Origin of the sequence: Pseudomonas macauensis, assembly GCF_047902425.1 — a bacterium.
Classification (GTDB): Bacteria; Pseudomonadota; Gammaproteobacteria; order Pseudomonadales; family Pseudomonadaceae; genus Pseudomonas.
The window spans coordinates 2795486-2812635 of sequence record NZ_CP138377.1; the positions used below are offsets into that span (position 1 = coordinate 2795486).

The 17150-nt window shown below is 64.7% G+C and carries 15 protein-coding genes; 5 read left to right on the top strand and 10 right to left on the bottom strand.

Annotation, left to right across the window (positions count from 1 at the left end):
- Positions 1 to 3 precede the first annotated feature (3 nt).
- The gene (locus tag SD196_RS13065; protein ID WP_416311608.1) at positions 4 to 3843 is read left to right on the top strand and encodes an autotransporter outer membrane beta-barrel domain-containing protein; all 3840 of its coding nucleotides are present in this window, start codon (positions 4 to 6) and stop codon (positions 3841 to 3843) included.
- Between the two features lie 118 nt (positions 3844 to 3961).
- Here SD196_RS13065 and SD196_RS13070 read toward each other — a convergent pair whose 3' ends face one another.
- Positions 3962 to 4363: a GFA family protein gene (locus SD196_RS13070; RefSeq protein ID WP_275607253.1), complete on the bottom strand. Its 402-nt coding sequence runs from the start codon at positions 4361 to 4363 to the stop codon at positions 3962 to 3964.
- Between the two features lie 210 nt (positions 4364 to 4573).
- Between SD196_RS13070 and SD196_RS13075 the strand changes: the two genes are divergently transcribed.
- Positions 4574 to 5548, top strand: coding sequence for a GlxA family transcriptional regulator (locus SD196_RS13075; RefSeq protein WP_275607252.1), 975 nt, complete (start codon positions 4574 to 4576; stop codon positions 5546 to 5548).
- Positions 5549 to 5605: 57 nt separating this feature from the next.
- On the opposite strand, the gene SD196_RS13080 is transcribed toward SD196_RS13075, so the two are convergent.
- Genes SD196_RS13080 through SD196_RS13090 form a run of 3 tightly spaced genes read right to left on the bottom strand, consistent with a single transcriptional unit; the run spans position 5606 to position 8301 of the window.
- A complete protein-coding gene (locus tag SD196_RS13080) occupies positions 5606 to 6907 on the bottom strand; it encodes an MFS transporter (protein WP_331314738.1) in 1302 nt (433 codons plus the stop codon).
- Between the two features lie 41 nt (positions 6908 to 6948).
- Complete coding sequence (locus SD196_RS13085; RefSeq protein ID WP_275607250.1) at positions 6949 to 7893, bottom strand: NAD(P)-dependent oxidoreductase; 945 nt, start codon at positions 7891 to 7893, stop codon at positions 6949 to 6951.
- A gap of 60 nt (positions 7894 to 7953) precedes the next feature.
- Complete coding sequence (locus SD196_RS13090; RefSeq protein WP_275607249.1) at positions 7954 to 8301, bottom strand: RidA family protein; 348 nt, start codon at positions 8299 to 8301, stop codon at positions 7954 to 7956.
- Between the two features lie 279 nt (positions 8302 to 8580).
- Here SD196_RS13090 and SD196_RS13095 point away from each other — a divergent pair, with 279 nt between their 5' ends.
- Both SD196_RS13095 and SD196_RS13100 read left to right on the top strand, forming a co-directional pair.
- Positions 8581 to 9987, top strand: coding sequence for an NAD(P)/FAD-dependent oxidoreductase (locus tag SD196_RS13095; RefSeq protein ID WP_416311609.1), 1407 nt, complete (start codon positions 8581 to 8583; stop codon positions 9985 to 9987).
- A gap of 9 nt (positions 9988 to 9996) precedes the next feature.
- Positions 9997 to 10341: a cupin domain-containing protein gene (locus SD196_RS13100; protein WP_416311610.1), complete on the top strand. Its 345-nt coding sequence runs from the start codon at positions 9997 to 9999 to the stop codon at positions 10339 to 10341.
- Between the two features lie 219 nt (positions 10342 to 10560).
- Here the strand turns inward: SD196_RS13100 and SD196_RS13105 are convergent, their stop codons facing one another.
- From SD196_RS13105 to SD196_RS13120, 4 genes are all read right to left on the bottom strand, one after another.
- Positions 10561 to 11100, bottom strand: coding sequence for a DinB family protein (locus SD196_RS13105; RefSeq protein ID WP_416311611.1), 540 nt, complete (start codon positions 11098 to 11100; stop codon positions 10561 to 10563).
- Between the two features lie 115 nt (positions 11101 to 11215).
- Positions 11216 to 12043: a PhzF family phenazine biosynthesis protein gene (locus SD196_RS13110; RefSeq protein ID WP_416311612.1), complete on the bottom strand. Its 828-nt coding sequence runs from the start codon at positions 12041 to 12043 to the stop codon at positions 11216 to 11218.
- 87 nt (positions 12044 to 12130) lie between these two features.
- On the bottom strand, positions 12131 to 12760 hold the full coding sequence (locus SD196_RS13115; protein ID WP_275607245.1) for a LysE family translocator: 630 nt from the start codon (positions 12758 to 12760) through the stop codon (positions 12131 to 12133).
- 52 nt (positions 12761 to 12812) lie between these two features.
- Entirely contained in the window at positions 12813 to 13217 is a 405-nt protein-coding gene (locus SD196_RS13120; protein WP_275607244.1) for a VOC family protein, read from the bottom strand.
- 137 nt (positions 13218 to 13354) lie between these two features.
- Here SD196_RS13120 and SD196_RS13125 point away from each other — a divergent pair, with 137 nt between their 5' ends.
- Positions 13355 to 14713 carry a PLP-dependent aminotransferase family protein gene (locus SD196_RS13125; RefSeq protein ID WP_416311613.1) on the top strand — a complete coding sequence of 453 codons (1359 nt, stop codon included), beginning with the start codon at positions 13355 to 13357 and terminating at the stop codon, positions 14711 to 14713.
- A 126-nt stretch (positions 14714 to 14839) separates the two neighbouring features.
- On the opposite strand, the gene chrA is transcribed toward SD196_RS13125, so the two are convergent.
- Both chrA and SD196_RS13135 read right to left on the bottom strand, forming a co-directional pair.
- Positions 14840 to 16204 carry a chromate efflux transporter gene (gene chrA, locus SD196_RS13130; protein ID WP_416311614.1) on the bottom strand — a complete coding sequence of 455 codons (1365 nt, stop codon included), beginning with the start codon at positions 16202 to 16204 and terminating at the stop codon, positions 14840 to 14842.
- The gene (locus tag SD196_RS13135) at positions 16197 to 17138 is read right to left on the bottom strand and encodes a chromate resistance protein ChrB domain-containing protein (RefSeq protein ID WP_416311615.1); all 942 of its coding nucleotides are present in this window, start codon (positions 17136 to 17138) and stop codon (positions 16197 to 16199) included. Before SD196_RS13135 ends, chrA begins: the two co-directional genes overlap by 8 nt.
- Positions 17139 to 17150 lie beyond the last annotated feature (12 nt).

Sequence of the window (17150 nt, forward strand, 5' to 3'; positions counted from 1 at the left end):
GCCATGCCCCCGCCAACCGTGCGGCATTCCAGCCCTCACGCCGTCAAGACTGCACTTGGCATTGCCATCGCCAATGCCTTTGCCCTGGCCCTGTTGCCCGAGTCAGCGCATGCAGTCTGCGGCCAACAGAGCGGAATCTATACGACCACCCAGACATGCACTCCTGCGAGCGGGACCGCAGCGGAAATCACGACCGTTTCCGGCACCCAGGTCACAACCAGTGCGGGCAACTCGCTGCTCAGTCGATCGACCAACGCAGCCTCCACCATCCTGCTCAACGGCACCAGTATTCAGAGCTCGCCCCCGACTGCGGCAAGTGCCGTTCAGGCCCAGATACTTGGCGGTAGTGCCGGGCTCGGACAGGCGTTAATCAATTTCCAAAGCGGAAGCAACCTTGTCCGTCTGGCTGGCAGTGGCCAGGATGCAGTGGCCATCATCAATACCAATTCCGGAACCTCGTCCCTCGTGGTGAGCGATGGCGCTGAAGTGAGCATCGAAAACCGCGTGCCAGGCACTGAGCACGACGGGATCGATATCAATGCCAGCGGAGGTGGCGACATCAGCTTCCAGCACGGGGGAACGGGCTCCATTACCACCTATGGCGGCAACAACATCTGGTTGAAGGCTGCTGGCAGTGGCAACGTAAATGCCACTGTCGGGGCAGGCGTGAAACTGACTGTCGACAACAACGACCCGCTTTCCGGCGGCGATCCGAACATTGACGACGAGAACGACCCCCAGGCCGGCACCGGTAATCACGCAGGCCTGCACACCAGGGCCATCAACGGCAACACGGCGGTGAGCAACGCCGCCACCATTAGCGGTAGGGGGCTCAACGCTTTCGGCATCTTCACGGAGGGTGGTACGGGTACTACCAACCTCAGCAATACAGGCCGCATCACTACCGACGGCAAGAACGGCTTCGGTATCCGCTCTCTCTCAACCACCGGCAGCATCCATATCGTCAACAGCGGCGACATCACGACGACCGGCGACAACGGCCACGCCATTTACGTCAACGACAACGTCGGTGCGACTGGCGATATCAGTATCCAGAACGACGGCGATCTGGTGGTGGGGAACTCCACCGATCTGGTCGGCTCGCGCGGGATCTACGTCATCAAGCGCGGTACGGGCAACTTCAGCCTGACCGGCAGCGGCGACATCACCGTGCTGAACGGGCCCAATTCGACTCGGGGGGCCGGCATCATCATCGCGGCTGCCCAGGACGCGCAGGTTAACTACAGCGGCGATATCACCACTGCCGGACCTGGGGCGGGCGCCATCCGTGCGGACTCGACCGATGGCGACGTGACGGTGAACTACACCGGCAACAAGCTCGAAACACTCAGCACCCAAGCCAACGGCATCTACGCCACCTCGCTGCAAGGAAGGGTAACGGTCAGTTCCACCGGTACCATCACTACGCATTCCGAGGGCTCGGGCGGAGTAGGCACCGGCATCGACGCTTATGGCTTGCAGGCGCAGAGCAGCGGGAAGGATGTGAGTGTCACCTTCACTGGGACTCGGATCGATGTGAATGGATCAGGTGCCGCCATCCTCGCCGGCACTACCTACAAATCGGGAACCGGTGAAGGCCTCGTCACGGTGGACAACAGGGGTGAGCTGATTGCCAGGGGCGACAGGCAACGGGGGATCCGGGCCCTGTCGGTGACCGGCAACCAGACGATCATCAACCGGGGGGCAATTACCACTCTGGGCGACACCAATAGTCAGGGGATACTGGCCCAAGCCTCTGGAGCAGCCAGCATTGACGTGCAGAACAGCGGCAATATCACGACCCACGGCAGCGTCGCCTCGGGCATCGACGCACTGACTGTCGGGGGGGCGGTAAGCGTCAGCAACAGCGCGGCGATCCTCGGTGGCTGGGGCCAGAGTACGGGCGTGTCCCTGGCCGGTGAGACTCAGACACTGACCAATACCGGATCCATCGGTGCACTCAGTGATCGGGCTGTTCTGGGAGATGCCAGCGGCCCCGATGCCACCGTGACCATCGACAATGCCGGGGCGATTGTCGGGTCGATCAATGCAGGGACTTCGCAGGTCAGTATCGCCAACCAGGGCAGTTGGGCATTGCGCAACTTCGTCGACAGCAACGGCGATGGCACCCGTGATACCTGGGGCGTGGCAGTCAGCAATCTCGGCACTGCCAGCGGCAACAGTATCGACAACAGCGGTACGCTCACCCTGGCGGCCCAGCCGGGCAGTGGTATCCAGACCTTCGACACGACGGGCGCCTACCTACCCCTGGGACAAACCGCCAATGCCCCGGTGCAAGGCGGGGCGGTGCAGGGCCAATTGCTGGGCGTAGGCAACTTTATCAATAGTGGGCTTATCGATCTGACGGGTGGGGGCGGCGCGGTTGGGAATGTGCTGCTTATCAGTAACGCCCAGGTAGCCGGCAGCAATGGAGGTGGTGTGTTTGTCTCCAATGGCGGTCGCCTGCTGCTCAATACCGAACTCAACGAGGGGGGCATCAACAGCCGCTCGGACATGCTGGTGGTGGATTCCACCGCTACGGGCAGTGGCGGCGCCACCGGACTGCTGGTGAACAACGTAGGAGGCAGAGGCGAACTCACCGAAGGCAACGGCATTGCCGTGGTCAACCTTCTGAATACGGCCGTCGCTGCCAGCGACGCCAACGCCTTCAGCCTGGCCAGGCGTGTGGTGGCTGGCCCCTACGAGTACCAGCTCTATCGTGGCGCGCCGGATGGTACGGGCACGCAGACCTGGTACCTGCGCTCGGATATCGAACCGACGCCTCCTGATCCTCCCACTCCGCCGGAGCCTCCGACCCCGCCACCGGAGCCGCCCACCCCGAATTTCCGTCCCGAGGTGTCCTTGTACGGGGCAATTCCGGCGATGGCCCTTGTTTACGGCCGCACGATGGTCGATACCCTGCACGAGCGTGTGGGTGAGGAGCGACCAACCGCCTGGCAGGAACGACCGGCAGAGGATGAGGCGAGTTGGGGCCCATCTCTGGGCTGGGGGCGGGTTATCTATCGGAGCGGCAAGCAGGACGGCGACCGGAAGGACGCTGTCGGCGACACCCCTGAGTACAACTACGATTTGACGGCCTTCCAGGTCGGCGCCGATCTGTACCGGAAGGAGCGAACCGACGGTAGTCACGACCAGGCCGGCTTATCCCTGGCCATTGGCAGCATGGATGCCGGTGTCAGCCATTACACCGGCGGCAATGCCGGTGACGATACGCTGCGGGCATACAGCCTGGGTGGTTACTGGACGCACTTCGGCCCGGAGGGCTGGTATCTGGACGGCGTGCTGCAGGTTACCCGGTACGACATCGAGGCTCGCCCGAATGAGCTGTCCAAGCTGAAAACGGATGGATGGGGCTACACGGCATCATTGGAAGGAGGTTATCCGTTCGAGGCGGACAAGGACCTGTGGATCGAGCCCCAGGCTCAGGTGATCTATAGCTACGTCGATCTCGACGACAGTGACGACGTCGGAGCCGATGTGCGCTTCCGGGACGTGGAATCCCTGATTGGTCGTCTCGGTGTGCGCATCGCGAAGGACTGGGAAACAGAAGGTAGCGACAAGAGCCGCCGTCGTACTCAGGGCTGGATCCGTCCCAGCGTCTGGCACGAGTTCAAGGGCCAGCCGAAAACCGAGTTCTCGTCGCAGTCGGGATACATCCCCTTCGAGGCCGACATTGATGGCACCTGGGGTGAGGTGAACCTGGGCGTCGACCACCAGGCCAGTGAGAAAGTGACCTTCACCGTCTCCGCTGGCTACCGCGAGGCCTTCGACGGTGACAGCCACGGCTACGATGCAATGGTGGGGTTCAAATATCTGTTCTAGGGGCGCAGAAGCAGCCGCTGGCCTGATGGCTTGCGGCTGCAGCCACCCACTCAGCGCAGCGCATGACCGCACCGCCGACTGCTGCCATTGGCCAGCGAAGGCTCTCGCACCAAGGCGGTCACTCGCTCTGCGGCCAGTGATCCGACAGCTCGAACCAAGGCGCCTTAGAGGCGACTTGAACATGCCTTTGCTTGTGCGAGGCGAACGCCGTGTCCAGGGTGCCGAGGGCTATCGAGATCCACTCGGAAAACTCCCCCTGACTCTTCGACCAGAACAGCGACGAGCCGCAATGGCTGCAGAACTGCCGCAATACGGATTCGGACGATGCGTAGGATTTGAGTGCATCCGCACCCTTGAGGAGGCGCAGGTCGCTGCGCGGCACGCTGGCGTAACTGGCGAATGCCGCACCGTGGCTTTTCCGGCACTGGCGGCAATGGCAGTGGCTCAACGCCTTGGGCGGGGAGAGCAGTTCGTAGTTGATCGCGCCGCACAGGCAGCTTCCCTGATAAGACCCGGCCATCCTGCTGGCACTCCTTGTGAAGGGGGGCGGCAGCTTAATCGTGGCTGGCCTGTCTGTCGAACAGCCCGGACATCCGAAATTGGTACGGGGCCGTGCCCCTTGTTGTCCGCTCGCATGGCTTGCGAATAGGATGACTCCCCGACCTGCCTATCGCCCCGACCGCCGATGAACCCAAGCCACCCAGTGCCAGATGAGGAGTCGCTCGAGCACGTGCTCAAGCCTGACCTGCGGGTTGCCATCGTCCTTATCGATCAGTTCACCCTGACCCCGGTGGCCGGTTTCGTCGACGCGCTGCGCTTCGCCGCCGACCGTTCCTTCGACAGCCGGCAGATCCTCTGCCAATGGGAATGGCTGAGCGTGACGGGGGCGCCGGTCAGCGCGAGCTGCGGCCTGCCGATTGCGCCGACCAAGCGTCTGGACCCGGATGCGGAATACGACTACGTGGTGCTGGCCGGCGGGCTGTTGTCCGGGGTGATGAACCCGGAGCCTGCGCTGCTCGACTACATCCGCCGCCTGCACGCGCGCAAGGTGCCGCTGGTGGCGCTGTGCGCTTCCTACTTCACCCTGGGCCTCGCCGGCATCCTCAAGGGGCGCCGCTGCGCGGTGCACTTCACCGTGCAGGAGCAGTTCGCTGCGATGTTCCCGGAGACACAGACGGTGGTCGACAAGAGCTACATCGAGGACAACGGCGTATTCACCTGTCCTGGCGGTTCGGCGTTCGAACTGGCGGCGGAGATCATCGGCCGTCACTGCGGCAAGCGCCGCGCGCAGAAGAGCCTGGAATACCTGCTGGTGGCCGACGAGGACATCCGGCGCGGCACCGACAACAGCGTGGCGCATGTCTACCAGGACCCGCTGGTGCACCGTGCGCTCGACTACATGCGCGCGCATCTCGACAGCCATTGCACGATCCGGGAGCTGGCCCTGCAACTGGGCAGCAACGAGCGGCAGTTGAATCGTGCCTTCCTGGCCAATGCCGGCCAGCCGCCCGCGCAGTTCTGGCGCAAGCTGCGGCTGCAGGAAGCGCGCAAGCTGCTCAGCGACACCAGCCTGCACGTGACGCAGATCGCCTATGCCACGGGCTTCTCCGACGCCTCGCATTTCATCCAGCAGTTCCGCAAGAGCTATGGCGAGACCCCGCACCTGTTCCGCAAGCTGCGGCACAACGCCGAACGTCTGCAATGAGAGAACGCCAACGGCCCGCCAACGTATTGCGCTGGCGGGCCGGGTTGGCGCAGTGGATCAGCCCACGTAGCGCGGGTTGGTTTCCGGCGCCCAGCGCTGACAGACCAGCGCGCCGATGACCAGCGCCGTGACGCAGATGCCAATCGCCGCCGAGGCGCCGAAGCGTTCCATCACCACTGGCAGGATGAAGGTGCAGGAGGCGGCGCCGATGCGGCTGGCGGCCACCGAGATGCCGACGCCCGAAGCGCGCAGTTCGGTGGGGAACAGCTCGGAGGTGTAGGCGAACTCCAGCACCCCGGAGGCCGCCATGACGAAGGCGAACACCGCGAACACGCCCACCACGTACAGCCCCGGCATGCCGCTCCAGCTCGCCAGGACGAACAGCGCGACGGCGTTGATGCTGAAGGTGCCGATGAGGAAGGCGCGACGAGTGAGCAGGTTGATCAGCAGCAGGCCGACCACCGATCCGGCCAGCAGGAAGATGTTGTAGATCAGCCCGCCGGTGTAGCTGTCCTCGATCTTCAACGCGTCGAGAATCCTCGGGATGAAGGTGCTCATGGCGAAGTAGGGGATCACCTGGCAGGTGTAGAACACCATGCCGACCAGGGTGCGGCGCCGGTGTTCCGGGCTGAACAGCTGGCCCCAGGAGGCCTTCGCCTTGCCGCGTTCGTCCTCCGGCAGGTCACAGCCGCCCAGGCGTTCGATGACCCGCTGCGCTTCGGAATGGCGGCCCTGTTTCATCAGCCATAGTGGCGACTCCGGTGTGCCCTGGCGCACCAGCAGCACCAACAGGGACGGCACCGCGCTGCTGGCGAGAATCCAGCGCCAGGCGTCATCGCCCCATGACTGCATCAGATAGCCGACGATGTAGGAGAGGGTGAAGCCGAGCGTCCAGGACACCGCCATCAACGCCAGCAGGGGGCCGCGGAAACGCCGGGGCACCAGCTCCGCCACCAGCGAGACGCCGACGACGAAGTCCGAGCCCAGGGCGAAGCCCAGCAGCAGGCGCAGGACCAGCAGCTGCTGGGCGTCCTGGACGAAGAACTGGGCGATGGAGGCGCCGAAGAACAGCGCCATGTTCCAGCGATAGATGTGCTTGCGCCCGTAGCGGTCGGCCAGCGGGCCGGTGAGCAGGCTGCCGAGGAACAGGCCGATCAGGGCCGCGCCACCGAGCAGGCCGAGCCACAGGGCATCCAGCCCCAGCGGGGTGGTCGCCAGGCTGATGGCGATGCCGATGATGCCCAGCACATAGCCATCGCAGAACTGGCCGCCGACACCGCCGACCGCGGCCTGGAGGTGCAGCGGGCGTACGCGGGAGTGTTCGGAGGCAGGGGAATTCGAGATATCGACGCTTTGCATGACTTACCTCTTGTTGTTCTTGTCAGGGTAAGGAAGGGCGATCAGGCCGTCCGGGTGACGAAGGCCGTGACATTGTCCAGCGCGGCATCCAGCAGCCCTTGCATGGCTTCGGCGCTGCTCCAGGCAACGTGGGGGTTGAGGATCAGGTTGTGGGTGGCGGCCAGGTGCAGCAGCGGTTCATCGAGCGTGAGCGGCTCATGGGTCACGACATCGAGCGCGGCGCCGGCGATCTCGCCGTTCTGCAGTGCCCAGATCAGGTCCGGCTCGTTGATCACAGCACCGCGTGCGGTGTTGATCAGCACCGCATCTTTCTTCATCCATTCGAACTGCTGGCGGCCCAGCAGGCCGCGGGTCTGCGGTGTCAGCGGGCAGTTGAGGGAGACCACGTCGCTGCGGGCGAGCAAAGCCTGCAGGGGTAGGTAGCGCTCGCCCTGGTAGTGGCCGTCGCGGTCGTGGAAGTACACGTCCATCTCCAGGCGCGAGGCGAGGTCGGCCAGGCGCTGGGCGATGGGGCCATGGCCGACGATGCCCAGCACCTTGCCGCGCAGGTCGCGGATCGGGTAGTCGAGGTAGAACGGCTGCAGCGCCTGGCCGCGCTGGCGTTCATCCATCAGCAGGCGGTGGTAGCGGCCGACGTTGCGCAGCAGCTCGAAGATCATCGCCAGCGTGTGTTCGGCCACGGTGTGGGTGCCGTAGCCGGGGACATTGGTGACGTGGATGCCGCGCCGGCGGCAGTAGTCCAGGTCGACGATATCGGTGCCGGTCAGGGCCAGCGAGATCATGCGCAGCGACGGCAGTTGCTCCAGTTGCGCCACCGAGATCGGCACGCCGCCGGTGATGGCCACGGTGGCGGTGGACAGGCGCGCCACCATCTCGTCGGGCGCGGTGTAGTCGTGGCAGCTCCACCGGTGGGGGAAGGGCAGTTCCCGGATCTTCACGCTCGCGGAGAAAGCGTCACGGTCAAGGAAGACGACGTCATGCAGCACAGGCACCTCCAGGTGTGGTTGTTCTTCTAATGAGGGGGAGAGCTGTTACGGAAAGGGCTGTCAGGCCGCCGCGCTGGCCTGGATCTCCAGGCGGTAGCGGCTGTCGGCCAGGGACGCGCCGACGCAGGCGCGCGCCGGCGGATGTTGCGGGTCCACCCAGGCGTCGTAGATGCGATTCATGGCGTCGAACTCGGCCATGTCGGCCAGCCAGATCTGCACCCGGATAAGGCGGCCCCTGTCGACGCCGGCCAGGGCCAGGACGGCCTCCAGTTGTTCCAGCACATCGCGGGTCTGCCCGGCGATGTCCAGGCTCGTATCACGGGCGACGATGCCCGAGGTTTCGATGCAGTCGTTGAAGCGCACGCACTGGCTGTAGCGGGCGTTGCGGCCTTTGCGCTGTATGTCCACGGCGGTCCCTCCTGTCTTGTCAGCACGGCCGATGTGTCCGGCCTGGGCAGATTGTTCGGGGGCCGGCGAGCGGTCGGCTAGGAAGAAAAGGACGATAAATAGGAGAAATCTGCTTTGTTAAAAAATAACTTATAAATTTTCTCAAAGTAAAAAATATCGTTGTTTTTTAGATTGCCTGCGGATAGCCTCCGGACCCATCGCCAGCCACCGGGTTGTCCTGCCGGGATGGGTATCGCCTGGCTGGCGCGACCGACGATTTCACCTGCCAAGGGACCTGCCATGAAATTCCCAGCCGTGCCGCCGCTGAAACGCAGTTTCTGGATGCTCTCCGCCGAGCCCGACTTGAAGTTGCCGTCCCCGCTCTCGGGCAACCATCGGGCCGATATCGTGATCGTCGGCGGAGGCTTCGTCGGCCTCTGGACTGCGCTGACGATCAAGGAGCACGAGCCCGATTGCCGGGTCCTGGTGCTGGAACAGGACATTTGCGGCGGTGGTGCGTCGGGACGCAATGGCGGGTTCGTGATGTCCTGGTGGCCGAAGATCCAGTCGCTCACCTCGTTCTGTTCCAGCGAGCAGGCGACCTTCCTGGCGACCAGCGCGGAGCGCGCGATCCAGGAACTGGGCGAGTTCTGCGAACGCCACCGGATCGACGCCGCTTTCCGCCAGAAGGGCTGGCTCTGGACGGCGACCTGCAAGGCCCACGTCGATAGCTGGAACGCCACCCTGGCCGCCTGCGAGCGCCTGGGTTTCCACCCGTTCGAACGGCTGTCCCGCGAGGAGGTGGCCAGGCGCTCCGGGTCCGACGTGCACATTGCCGGCGTGCTGGAGCGCAGCAATGCCACCGTGCAGCCGGCCGCCCTGGTCCGTGGCATGCGGCGCGTGGCGCTCGAAGCGGGCGTCGAGATTTTCGAGAACACGCCGGTTACCGAGATTCAGCCGGGGCGCCCGGTGCGTCTCCTCACGGCGAACGGCCGGGTTGAAGCCGGACAGGTGGTGCTGGCGACCAACGCCTGGTCTGCCGCCATCCCGGAGCTTGCGAAGCTGTTCGTGCCGGTGGGCAGCTCCATCGTGGTGACCCAGCCGCTGGGCCAGCGCCTGGAAAGCATGGGGTGGAGCGGGGCGGAAGCCATCACCGACTCGCAGCTGCTGGTCGACTACTACCGCACCACGCCCGACGAGCGCATCGCCTTCGGCAAGGGCACCGGCTCGCTGAGCTACGGCTCGAAGATGGGGCCGGTGTTCAGCGAAGACCGTGAGGGCATCGCCCTGACCGAAGCCGACCTGCGCCGCGCCTACCCGATGCTCAACGACGCGCTGATCACCCATTCCTGGTCCGGCCCGATCGACCGCACCTACGACAGCCTGCCGGTGTTCGGCCGCATTGCCGGCAGCGACAACATCCACTACGGCATCGGCTGGAGCGGCAATGGCGTCGGCCCGAGCCGCCTGGGTGGGCGCATCCTGGCCAGCCTCGCACTGGGGCGGAAGGACCCGTGGAGCGGTTGCGCCCTGGTCGGCCGCCGCTGCAAGCCGTTCCCGCCCGAGCCGGTGCGTTTCATCGGTGGCTCGATGGTGCGCAAGGCCGTGATTCGCAAGGAACGCGCCGAACTCAACGGCAAGCCGGCGAATCCGTTCGACTTACTGATGGCCCGGTTTGCACCCGCTGGACTTGAAGACAAAGCCTGAGGAAATCCCATGACCCCCGTACTGTTCCGTCTCGACAATGCCCAGTTCTCCGAGCCCGCGCGGGCCGGCATCCCGATTGGCGAACCGATCCCGATGGCCAGCACTGCCGCGCATCAGGAACTCGCCTCGCAGAATGCTTCCAGCGGCTTCTGGGAGTGCTCTCAGGGCCGTCTGCGCCGCGCCATCATGCAGGCCGAGTACAGCTACTTCATCGAAGGCCGCGGCGTGTTCACCCCGGACGGCGGCGAGCCCATCGCCTTCAAGGCCGGGGACTCGATCTACTTCGCCGCGAATACCCAGGGCGAGTGGGAAATCATCGAGAAGGTGCGCAAGGCGTATCTGATTCTGGGGTGAGTACGGGGCGTGGCACCTGTCCACGAGGGACATCGTGCCGTGCGGTTCGCGAGCAAGGACTAGGCGCCCCCGTCTCTCCTAGGGAATGATCGGAACGGCCGGGAGCGTAGGGCGTACAACCGTTCGCGGTTGTACGCCGATACACCTCGTTCGTCAGTCGTGCCGCGATCGCCCCCGGAGCGTTATACGCCCTACGCCAGCTTGCCAATGCGGCGAGGCTCACCGAGCCTTGCGATAGTGGTCCCGGATGAATACGGGGAGATCGTTCGAGGGTGGGGTGAAGGGAATCTGATACATCATGTCGCCGACGAAACCGCGGTGATAGGTGGCGTGATTGACCAGATGCAGCACGATTTCTTCCTGTGTCATGACGCCCTTTCCCCCTCCGACGAACTCGAAATGGACGACTTTCGACAGGTCCTTGGCCGACCAGGAGTCGACGAGCTCGATGTACCAGCGGTCCATCGCCTGAACCGCGTGCCAGAGGTCGCCCAGCGGAGACGGATGTTCGGTGTTGCGGGCGGTGTAGGGGTGCTTCCTGCCTTGCAGGTGATGCCTGAAGATGTCGTCCACTACGTAAACGTGGTTCAGCGTATGCACCATGTTTCCAAAGCGCGTTTGCCTCGGGCGAAGCGCCTCGCCAGCGGGCAGGTTCATCACGCTTTCGAACGTCAGCTGATTCGCCCAGGCCTTGTAGCGCACCAGCATTTTCAGGGTGCCCGTGGCGGATACGGGGTGGCTTTCCGGAGCCGAAGACATGTTGGGCAGTCCTTGTTTGAACTCAATCGATGAGTGGGTGACTTTCTTCGAAGCGGCCTTCGGCGCTTGCCGGGACCACCCTTGTTTCCCGCGCGGCTTGCACCATACCTGACGCTCACGGGAGCCCCTGGAGTCGGCCGCTAACCTGTGTGTGGGTCTTGCCGCCGATCCAGAACTGGCCGTCGCTGTCGCGCGCCACATGAATGCGTCCTTTGCGGTCGAGGCGAGTGCCCTGGGCGGCGATATAGGCCTCTTCGATCACGCCGGTGGAGGACAGCCACTGCGCCAGCGAGGCGTTGAGGCTTCCCGTGACCGGGTCCTCGACGATGCTGCCCAGATGATTGTTGAAGAACGCGCGAACTTCGAACGCGGCATCGCCATGGGAATGCGCTCCGACCACGCCGATGTCGATCCTGCGCGGCCAGTGGCGTTGCGGATTCAGGGCGAGCACCTGTTCCGCCGAGGCCAGCCTGATCCCCAGCCAACCAGGACCGTTGTCGACCCAGGCGGCATCCATGACCTCGTGCGGCTCGATCCCGAGGAATTGAACCGCTTCGCTCAATTCTTCCTGCGAGGGAGCACCGGAACGAATCAGCGGCGGCGCACCAAAGGACAGCAGCCCCTGGTCACGGCGAATGGTCACCAGCCCAACGCCGCACTCCTGGACGATTTCAGCCTCTTTCATCGGCGCCTGCCCAGTGGAAAGCCAGGCATGGCAGCTGCCCAATGTCGGGTGCCCGGCAAAAGGCATTTCTCTTTCCAGCGTGAATATCCTGACCCTGTAGTCTGCCGCCGGGTGCGTAGGCGATAGCAGGAAGGCTGTCTCCGACAGGTTGAACCAGCGGGTCAGGCGCTGCATGTCATCGGTCTTGAGCGCATCGGCACCCATGACGACCGCCAGCGGGTTACCGGAAAGAGGTTCCGCGCCGAAAACGTCGATCATCTGAAACTCATAGGTCACAACAGCGCTCCTCACATTCGTGGCGATATGGGTATTGATGGGGCAATCGATTCGACTCGCATCCGGGCATCAGTCTGGGGATACCAGAAGCTTCAACCCCGCGACGGCGAACAGTGCCGAGAAGAGCCCTTGAATCCAGCGGCCGAGCCTGGCGTAGAAGGCAATCATCCGGGTGGTCGAAAAGAGGATGGCGTAGCCACCGAATATGATGATCCCGAGCACGGCACAGCCGCCGATGATTGCCGGCAAGGTGCCGCTGGGGGCGTTCTCCCGCAGTCCCAGCGACATGATCGCCATCCAGGACATGATCGCCTTCGGATTGCCGAGGTGCATGAGCACGCCTTGGCGGTACAGGGGCAGATAGCGCGGCGGCGTTCGTGACGTGTCCGCGCGGGAGATATCCAGGGTCTGCTGCAAGGCGGACCTGCCGGCGCGCACCGCCAGGTAGAGCAGATAGAGGCCGCCAAGCACCTTGATGACGACAAGCGCCTTGGCATAGGTGGCCAGCAGGGTGGAGATGCCGGTCGCCGCCAGGATTGCCCAGGCGAGCGAGCCCGTCATGACCCCGCACGCAAGGATGAGGGCGGGGATGCGCCCGTCCCGCATTGCAGTCCCCATGATTGCCATGTTGCTGGGGCCCGGACTGGCAGCGGCCAGAAAGTAGGAGCCAAAGGCGAGGGCGATAGGGCTGCCGATCATTGAGGCAACCTCCGTGACGCATGCAGGAGGCCGGACGCGCGCGACTGCTGCGTCATGCCTGGATGTCTCCGCGATAGACGATGTGGACCTTGTTCCCCTCGGGATCGCGCAGGTACGCGCCGAAATAGCCAGCGCCATAGTGCGGACGTGGTCCTGGGACGCCATCGTCCATCCCTCCACTCGCAAGGCCCGCCGCGTAGGCGGCTTTCACCGCCGCTTCCGAGAGGGCCAGAAAGGCGACCATGCTGCCGTTGCCAACCGTGGAGGGTTCGCCATTGCGCGGGATATAGACGTAGAAGCGTGGCAGCGGGGCCGTCGCTGTCACCCAGCAAAGCGCCGGAGGTCCGCCGTCGGGCACGACAGTGCGGCGCGTCAGGCCGAGCGGTGCGAGGGTGGCATCATAGAAACGGCCGGCCCGCTCGAGGTCCCGCGCGCCAACAGTCACATGGCTGAACATCTGACCCTCCGTTGCCCCGTCATTGCAGCGAGGCGGTTGGTGAAACGGTTGCATGTCGCAGACAACCCTAATGCACGTTACACTTTTGATCTATTTAAATAGTGTCACGCGACACTATTAATCACTGGACGGTAAACATGCTTCTTCAATCTCCCTGGATGCCGCGCCTCGCGGAGATCGACGCGAGTGTCGCCGAGCGGCTGGTACTGGCACTGGCCGACGACATCATCGAGGGGCAATTGAAGGGGGGCGATCGTCTGCCGGCCCATCGCGATCTCGCCTGGCAGCTGGGGGTCGGCCTGGGGACAGTGACAAAGGCCTACGCCGCCCTCGAACGGCGGGGACTGGTGCGCAGCGTCAAGGGCCGGGGCATGTTCGTGGCAATCCGCCAGGCCCATGAAGACCGGGAGATCGATCTTTCCTCCAATGTGCCGCCGGCCATGCTGTCGGCGCGACTTCTGGCCCGGACCCTGGCCGGGGTCGCGCGGAAGATCGACGCCGATCATCTCAATCTCTACTCGCCGCCCGCCGGGCACCTGGAGCATCGGCGCCTGCTGGCGCGCTGGCTTGAAACGCTCGGTGTCAGGGTCGAACCGGCGAACCTGGCGCTGACGAGTAATGCCCGCCAGGCCATTTCGCTGGCCTTCGATCTGGCCTGCGGCCCTCACGGGGTGATCCTGACTGAACGCGTCACCTATCCCGGTGCGATAGCGCTGGCGCGGCGCAAAGGCTATCGGATGCAAGGCGTCGCGATCGATGCAGAGGGGATGCTGCCGGAGGCGCTCGCAGCAGCGCTCGAAGGCCTCGCATCCACCGCTATCAGAGCGGTCTACCTCACGCCGACGCTGCACAACCCGACCACGGCAACCATGGGCATGGCGCGCAGGCAGGCTATCGTCGATGTCTGCCGGAGGTCGGGAGCCTGGATCATCGAGGATGGCGTCTACGCGCTGGGGCCGCCCGTGGCGCCAGCGCTCGTTGCACTGGCTCCCGAGCGTGTCTTCCACGTCAATGGGCTGTCCAAGTCGATCGGACCGGGACTCCGGATCGGTATGCTCACGCTGCCGGCGGAAATGACCGCCGCAGCGCAGGAAGTCCTGCAGGACGTCCCGATGGCGCCGTCGCCATTGTCCTGTGCCGTGGTGGAGGAGTGGTTATCCAGCGGCGTCATCGCGGCCATCCCGCAGGACTTGCGCCATGAAGCGCGCCGGCGGTCGAACCTGGCGGTTTCGCTCCTTGGCGCGGTCGAGTTCGTTGCGCATCCGGATGCCTATCACATCTGGCTGCCGATGCCCCGTGACGCTTCCGATCGCCTGGCGACTGCGGCCGCCTCGGTGGGGATCAGGGTGACACCGCCCGAATCGGTCATGGTCGACCCGGGTGACCAGGCGGCAGGTATTCGCCTTTGTCTCGGTGGCCCGTCGCTCGAAGAGCTGACGGAAGGACTGACGCTTCTGGCAAGGCTCATGACGAGCACTACCGCACCGGCCACATGAAGTTCGGGCCGGCACGGTACCTTCTGTCGATGATGGGGCGTCGTGGTCATGCCCGATAGGGTCGCCCCGTCCGTACGAATCGAGAGGTAGGGGGGAGCCGGCCAGTCGGGCTGGCCGGCAGGGCGATCAGCCGCGCAGCAAATGCACCGCCAGCCCGGCCAGGGCACAGGCGAACAAGACCTGGATCACGCCGCGCTTGAAGCGGAACAGGGCCACGGCCGCAGCGATGGCAATCACGGCCGAAGGCCAGTCGAAGGCGCCGCTGAAACCCTTCGGCCAGAGCACGTGATAACCAAAGAACACCGCCAGGTTGAGAATCACGCCGACCACCGCCGCGGTGATGCCGGTCAGCGGCGCAGTGAATTTCAGCTCGTTGTGCGTCGACTCCACCAGCGGCCCGCCGGCGAGGATGAACAGGAAGGACGGCAGGAAGGTGAACCAGGTGACCAGGCTCGCGGCGATGGCACCGGCGAGGAAGGGGTGGTCTGCGCCGAACATCGGGTGCACGTAGCCGCCGACGAAACCCACGAACGCCACCACCATGATCAGCGGCCCCGGCGTGGTTTCGCCCAGGGCCAGGCCATCGATCATCTGCGTGGGCGACAGCCAGCCGTAATGGCCGACCGCGCCCTGATAGACATAGGGCAGCACCGCATAGGCGCCACCGAAGGTCAGCAGGGCCGCCTTGGTGAAGAACCAGCCCATCTGCGTCAGGGTTCCTTCCCAGCCGAACGAGGCCGTCAGCAGCCCCATGGGCAGTAGCCAGAGGGCGGCGCCGACCAGCGCCAGGCGCAGCAGGCGCCCCCAGCGGAAGCGCGCATGTTCGGGCGTCGGGGTGTCATCGTCGATCAGCGCGGGGCCGTAGCTGGCCTTCGCTGCACCATGGCTGCCGCCAATGGCGAACTGGCTCGGCAGCAGTCGCCCGCCGATGTAGCCGAGGATCGCGGCCATCAGCACGATAACCGGGAAGGGCACGTTGAGGGCGAAGATGGCGACGAAGGAGGCCGCCGCGATAGCCCATAGCCAGGCGTTCTTCAGGGCCCGCGAACCGATGCGGTGCGCCGCATGGACGACGATGGCCGTCACTGCGGGTTTGATGCCGTAGAAGATGCCCTCCACCACCGGCACTTCGCCGAAGGCGACATAGACCCAGGACAGGCCGATCAGGATGAACAGCGACGGCAGCACGAACAGCGCACCGGCGATCACGCCGCCCCAGGTGCGATGCATCAGCCAGCCGATATAGGTGGCGAGCTGCTGGGCTTCCGGTCCCGGTAGCAGCATGCAGTAGTTCAGGGCATGGAGGAACCGGCGCTCACTGATCCAGCGGCGGCGCTCCACCAGCTCCTGGTGCATGATCGAAATCTGTCCCGCCGGGCCGCCGAAACTGATGAAGCCCAGCTTCAGCCAGAACAGGAAGGCCTCGAACAGGCTGATGGGCGCCCCAGGGGCGATCGCCTTCTCGGCGGCAGGCGTGGTGGAGTCAGTCATGGTTCTTCTCGTCAGTAGCGAATGCGGTCAACAGGCCATCGAAGATGCCGCTGGCTGCCTGTAGCAGCAGGTCATCATCGCTGATGCTTTCTCGCAGCCCGGCCAGGACGCGCTCGATGCCCGATGCCTCGGCGGGCTGGCTGCCACCGATGTCCAGGTAGTGCACGAGGGCGGCGGTACGCTTGAGGGCGGGGCTTTCGAGCTGGAAGCTGGCCAGCAGGGTTTCGAAGGTGACGCGCTGTCCGACATGGCTGAAGGTGGCGCCGTCGAAGTCGAAGCCCAGCGCATCGGCAGGGCAGTCGCGCGGGGAGTCCAGCCAGAGGATCTGCGCGGTGGGGTCGATGAAGCGGCGAATCAGCCAGGCGCTGGCGAGGCGATCGACCCAGGGGCGTTTGCGTGTCGCCCAGCGGCGACCCCGGAAGTCTTCCGGTGCCAAGGGCGTGATGGTCTCTTCATGGCTGCTCGGCTCGTCCGGCGCGAGGGCGCGGCTGATGGCGGTTTCCAGCGCCTGCAGGGCCGAGTCGGTGAGCTGCCTGGCTTCGCTGGGGAAGAAGTCGATGGCGGTCAACTGGGCAAATGCCTTGCGCAACTTGCGGACCTGCCGTGCGGTCTGCAGGGCGTTCTCGTCCGTCAGTTCGCGGAGGCAGTTGGCGATATCGGCGCGCAACCTGGCGTATTCCTCGCTGCGGTCGAACAGCGGGATGAATCGCTCGCCGGGTTCACTGATCGTCAGCAGGTAGGCGGTGCCACTGATGGCGAGCACCTCCTGCTCGATGGCTTCGAGGGCTTCCCGTCCGCCGACGCGCTCTGGCAACAGGTACACCCCGTCGCGCAGCACCGCCGCGCCGCAGGCCTTGAGCGCTCGCCAGGCACGCATGCGCTCGGTCGAATTGGCAGTCGGCAGGCCGAGCACCAGAAGCAGCCAAGTATTCATGTAGAGTATTCA